Origin of the sequence: Asticcacaulis sp. AC466 (assembly GCF_000495815.1) — a bacterium.
Taxonomy (GTDB): Bacteria; Pseudomonadota; Alphaproteobacteria; order Caulobacterales; family Caulobacteraceae; genus Asticcacaulis.
Map to the genome: position 1 here is coordinate 1 of NZ_AWGE01000034.1, position 5625 is coordinate 5625.

General features: G+C 52.2%; 3 tRNA genes and 3 rRNA genes. All 6 read left to right on the top strand.

From position 1 onward, the window contains the following. Positions 1-208 precede the first annotated feature (208 nt). Positions 209-1667, top strand: a 16S ribosomal RNA gene (locus tag AEAC466_RS43290). A gap of 201 nt (positions 1668-1868) precedes the next feature. Continuing rightward, positions 1869-1945: transfer RNA gene (locus AEAC466_RS43295), tRNA-Ile, on the top strand. A gap of 1 nt (position 1946) precedes the next feature. Continuing rightward, positions 1947-2022, top strand: a tRNA-Ala gene (locus AEAC466_RS43300). A 356-nt stretch (positions 2023-2378) separates the two neighbouring features. Further along, positions 2379-5254, top strand: a 23S ribosomal RNA gene (locus AEAC466_RS43305). Between the two features lie 79 nt (positions 5255-5333). Further along, a 5S ribosomal RNA gene (rrf, locus tag AEAC466_RS43310) occupies positions 5334-5448 on the top strand. Together the 16S, 23S and 5S rRNA genes with 3 tRNA genes alongside form the textbook arrangement of a ribosomal RNA operon. Positions 5449-5548: 100 nt before the next feature. After that, a tRNA-Met gene (locus AEAC466_RS43315) sits at positions 5549-5625 on the top strand.

The window sequence follows — 5625 nt, forward strand, 5'->3', positions numbered from 1 at the left end:
GGTCTTTGACATTGTGGATAATGGAAAGGGAATCGCAGGCGGCGGTGTTCTGGCGAGCAGTTGAGATACTGTTCAACGACATCAAAGTTAGCGGTCTCTTTAAGACAACCATTCGACATATTCTTTCGGGGATATGTCGTGTGGGAACTCGTTAATGAACGCACTTATGTACGCAGTAATATGCATACTGAGTCTTTGAAGGTCAAACCAACCTGAGAGTTTGATCCTGGCTCAGAGCGAACGCTGGCGGCAGGCCTAACACATGCAAGTCGAACGATCCTTCGGGATAGTGGCGGACGGGTGAGTAACACGTGGGAACGTACCTTTTGGTTCGGAATAACTCAGGGAAACTTGAGCTAATACCGAATGTGCCCTTCGGGGGAAAGATTTATCGCCATTAGAGCGGCCCGCGTTAGATTAGCTAGTTGGTGGGGTAAAGGCCCACCAAGGCTACGATCTATAGCTGGTCTGAGAGGATGATCAGCCACATTGGGACTGAGACACGGCCCAAACTCCTACGGGAGGCAGCAGTGGGGAATCTTGCGCAATGGTCGAAAGACTGACGCAGCCATGCCGCGTGAATGATGAAGGTCTTAGGATTGTAAAATTCTTTCAGTAGGGACGATAATGACGGTACCTACAGAAGAAGCCCCGGCTAACTTCGTGCCAGCAGCCGCGGTAATACGAAGGGGGCTAGCGTTGCTCGGAATTACTGGGCGTAAAGGGAGCGTAGGCGGGTTATCAAGTTGGAGGTGAAAGCCCAGGGCTCAACCTTGGAATTGCCTTCAAAACTGATAGCCTAGAGTATGATAGAGGTAAGTGGAACTCCGAGTGTAGAGGTGAAATTCGTAGATATTCGGAAGAACACCAGTGGCGAAGGCGACTTACTGGATCATGACTGACGCTGAGGCTCGAAAGCGTGGGGAGCAAACAGGATTAGATACCCTGGTAGTCCACGCTGTAAACGATGATTGCTAGTTGTCAGCCGGCATGCCGGTTGGTGACGCAGCTAACGCATTAAGCAATCCGCCTGGGGAGTACGGTCGCAAGATTAAAACTCAAAGGAATTGACGGGGGCCCGCACAAGCGGTGGAGCATGTGGTTTAATTCGAAGCAACGCGCAGAACCTTACCACCTTTTGACATGCCTGGACCACTCGAGAGATCGAGCTTTCCCTTCGGGGACTGGGACACAGGTGCTGCATGGCTGTCGTCAGCTCGTGTCGTGAGATGTTGGGTTAAGTCCCGCAACGAGCGCAACCCTCGCTGTTAGTTGCCATCATTAAGTTGGGAACTCTAACAGGACTGCCGGTGCTAAGCCGGAGGAAGGTGGGGATGACGTCAAGTCCTCATGGCCCTTACAGGGTGGGCTACACACGTGCTACAATGGCGACTACAGAGGGTAAATCCCTAAAAGTCGTCTCAGTTCGGATTGTCCTCTGCAACTCGAGGGCATGAAGTTGGAATCGCTAGTAATCGCGGATCAGCATGCCGCGGTGAATACGTTCCCGGGCCTTGTACACACCGCCCGTCACACCATGGGAGTTGGTTCTACCCGAAGGCGCTGCGCTAACCGCAAGGGGGCAGGCGACCACGGTAGGGTCAGCGACTGGGGTGAAGTCGTAACAAGGTAGCCGTAGGGGAACCTGCGGCTGGATCACCTCCTTTCTAAGGATATTCCTCCAGATGCTCACGCATCTATTGGGATGTCACTTAAACGAAGCTCTTGAAGCTTCACATATATGCGGTTCACCGCCGTCTTCGTTTCTCTTTCCAATACGCATTCAGCCGGCAGGGGTCTTATGGACTTTTGTAGGGTTGGGTGTGCATCGTAAGCCGGGTCGAATGATCTTGTGCTTTCTGCCTTATGGGCCCGTAGCTCAGTTGGTTAGAGCGCACGCTTGATAAGCGTGAGGTCACAAGTTCAAATCTTGTCGGGCCTACCAAGGGGCCATAGCTCAGTTGGTAGAGCGCCTGCTTTGCAAGCAGGATGTCGTCGGTTCGAATCCGTCTGGCTCCACCAGGCGCTCCCTTGAGAGGTTGAGCGCCAAGGTAAGCTGCTTACGATGCGTTGCAAGTTTCGCTGGTTGTCTTTTGATAGCTGGCGGGTTCAGGGTCTTTGATCCTGGTTGAAATTGTAAATGAAGGGTTTCCCCGGCATGTTCATAGCTTTAGGGGGTATCCGAGAAGACATTGTCTGACAATCGAGGTCTCAGTACAGTCTGCATATACCTACTTCTTTCCAAGGGTATGCGGATGAGACCTCAAAATTAGAAGCGTATGTATAACTCAAATCGTCACCACTCCCCTAGGGTGGAGCCTTTCGACAAGGGCGTTGACGGGTTTGGGTTTGTCAGAAACATGCGTTTTGTTGAGAACGATCAAGCGTTAAAGGGCTTCTGACGGATGCCTTGGCGTAGAGAGGCGATGAAGGACGTAGCAAGCTGCGATAAGATGCGGGGAGGCGCTAGCACCCATTGATCCGCATATCTCCGAATGGGGAAACCCACCTTTACGGTCCTCTCATTTTAATGAGCAAGTGAAGTGGCTTATATGCCTGCTTCGACCCTGTCACGCAGGGGCGAGTGGGTGGGTAAGGTGCCTGCGTTTTATACGTGGAACTCGCCGTGCAAGCGGCGCATTAAGATGAGTTGGCTGTTGAAAGGTATAATAAACTGAATACATAGGTTTATTAAGCAAACCCGGTGAACTGAAACATCTCAGTAACCGGAGGAAAGGACATCAACCGAGACTTCCCTAGTAGTGGCGAGCGAACGGGAACCAGGCCAGTGCTCTTGTGAAATAAAGTCGAACAGCTTGGAAAGGCTGACCATAGCGGGTGACAGTCCCGTAGACATCAAACAGCAAGAGACTCGAGTAGGGCGGGACACGTGAAATCCTGTCTGAACATGGGGGGACCACCCTCCAAGCCTAAGTACTCCTCTACGACCGATAGTGAACAAGTACCGTGAGGGAAAGGTGAAAAGCACCCCGACAAGGGGAGTGAAACAGATCCTGAAATCGGAAGCCTACAAGCAGTCGGAGCCTCCACGCGAGGTGACGGCGTACCTTTTGTATAATGGGTCAGCGACTTCATGTGCCGAGCAAGCTTAAGCCGTTAGGTGTAGGCGTAGCGAAAGCGAGTTTGAATAGAGCGTTAAGTTCGTCGCATGACGACCCGAAACTAGGTGATCTATCCATGAGCAGGATGAAGGTTGGGTAACACCAACTGGAGGTCCGAACCGATATCTGTTGAAAAAGATTCGGATGACTTGTGGATAGGGGTGAAAGGCCAATCAAACCTAGACATAGCTGGTTCTCCGCGAAATCTATTTAGGTAGAGCGTCGAATTTATTCCTTGGGGGGTAGAGCACTGGATGGATGCGGGCTGCGCGAGTGGTACCAATTCTAACCAAACTCCGAATACCCAAGAGAACTGTTCGGCAGACACACTGTGGGTGCTAACGTCCATGGTGAAAAGGGAAACAACCCTAACCTGCATCTAAGGCCCCCAAATTATGGCTAAGTGGGAAACGATGTGGGATTGCTTTGACAATCAGGAGGTTGGCTTAGAAGCAGCCATCCTTTAAAGAAAGCGTAACAGCTCACTGATCAAGCGATCCTGCGCGGAAAATGTAACGGGGCTAAAGCCATATGCCGAAGATCAGGGCTCGCATTAGCGAGCGGTAGCGGAGCGTTCCGTAAGCCTGTGAAGGTCAATCGTGAGGTTGGCTGGAGGTATCGGAAGTGAGAATGCTGACATGAGTAGCGATAAAGAGTGTGAGAGACACTCTCGCCGAAAGACCAAGGGTTCCTACGTAAAGCTAATCTGCGTAGGGTTAGCCAGCCCCTAAGGCGAGGCCGAAAGGCGTAGTCGATGGGAACCAGGTAAATATTCCTGGGCCAGTATGAAGTGACGGATGCGGTAACTTGTGAGGGCTTATTGGATTGTCCTTGCAGGGAACGTGTCCCTGGAAATAACTCATACAGAGACTGTACCCGAAACCGACACAGGTGGTCAGGTAGAGTATACCAAGGCGCTTGAGAGAACTATGCTGAAGGAACTCGGCAAATTACACGCGTAACTTCGGGATAAGCGTGACTTGCATTTGGGCAACCAGATGTAAGTGGCACAGGCTAGGGGGTAGCGACTGTTTATCAAAAACACAGGGCTCTGCGAAGCTGTAAAGCGACGTATAGGGTCTGACGCCTGCCCGGTGCCGGAAGGTTAAAAGGAGTGGTGCAAGCTGCGAATTGAAGCCCCGGTAAACGGCGGCCGTAACTATAACGGTCCTAAGGTAGCGAAATTCCTTGTCGGGTAAGTTCCGACCTGCACGAATGGCGTAACGACTTCCCCACTGTCTCCAGCATAGGCTCAGCGAAATTGAATTCCCCGTGAAGATGCGGGGTTCCCGCGGTCAGACGGAAAGACCCTATGAACCTTTACTATAGCTTCGCCTTGGCGTTAGCAGCAACATGTGTAGGATAGGTGGGAGGCTATGAAGCAGGGGCGCCAGTTCCTGTGGAGCCATCCTTGAAATACCACCCTTATTGCTGTTGACGTCTAACCGAGACCCGTTATCCGGGTCCGGGACATGGCGTGGTGGGTAGTTTGACTGGGGCGGTCGCCTCCCAAAGTGTAACGGAGGCGCGCGATGGTGGGCTCAGAACGGTCGGAAATCGTTCGACGAGTGCAATGGCATAAGCCCGCCTGACTGCGAGACTGACAAGTCGAGCAGAGACGAAAGTCGGCCATAGTGATCCGGTGGTCCTTCGTGGACGGGCCATCGCTCAACGGATAAAAGGTACTCTAGGGATAACAGGCTGATTTTGCCCAAGAGTCCATATCGACGGCAAAGTTTGGCACCTCGATGTCGGCTCATCACATCCTGGGGCTGGAGCAGGTCCCAAGGGTATGGCTGTTCGCCATTTAAAGTGGTACGTGAGCTGGGTTCAGAACGTCGTGAGACAGTTTGGTCCCTATCTGCCGTGGGTGTACGAGACTTGAGAGGATCTATCCCTAGTACGAGAGGACCGGGATGGACATACCTCTGGTGGACCTGTCGTGGCGCCAGCCGCGCAGCAGGGTAGCTAAGTATGGAATAGATAACCGCTGAAAGCATCTAAGCGGGAAACTAACCTCAAAACAAGGTCTCGCTGAGGATCGTGGTAGACTACCACGTTGATAGGCCAGGTGTGGAAGCACGGTGACGTGTGAAGCTAACTGGTACTAATAATCCGATAGGCTTGATCGTTCCTCAATAAAACACATGGAACATAAGCTTCTAAAATCATACAATGTCTTCTCATTCACAATACGCTGGTCTCGGTTGACCTGGTGGCTATGCCGGAAGGTCCCCACCCGATCCCATTCCGAACTCGGTCGTTAAGCCTTCCTGGGCCGATGGTACTTCGTCTTAAGTCGCGGGAGAGTAGGTCGTCGCCAGGTCTACCAAGGTCAACGTATTGGACCCTTCATTACAAACACACATTAAAAAAGACCGGTCGGCACAAAAGCTTGCCGGTCTTTTTTAATACACGACACCCAACGCGGGGTGGAGCAGCCCGGTAGCTCGTCAGGCTCATAACCTGAAGGTCGTCAGTTCAAATCTGGCCCCCGCAACCA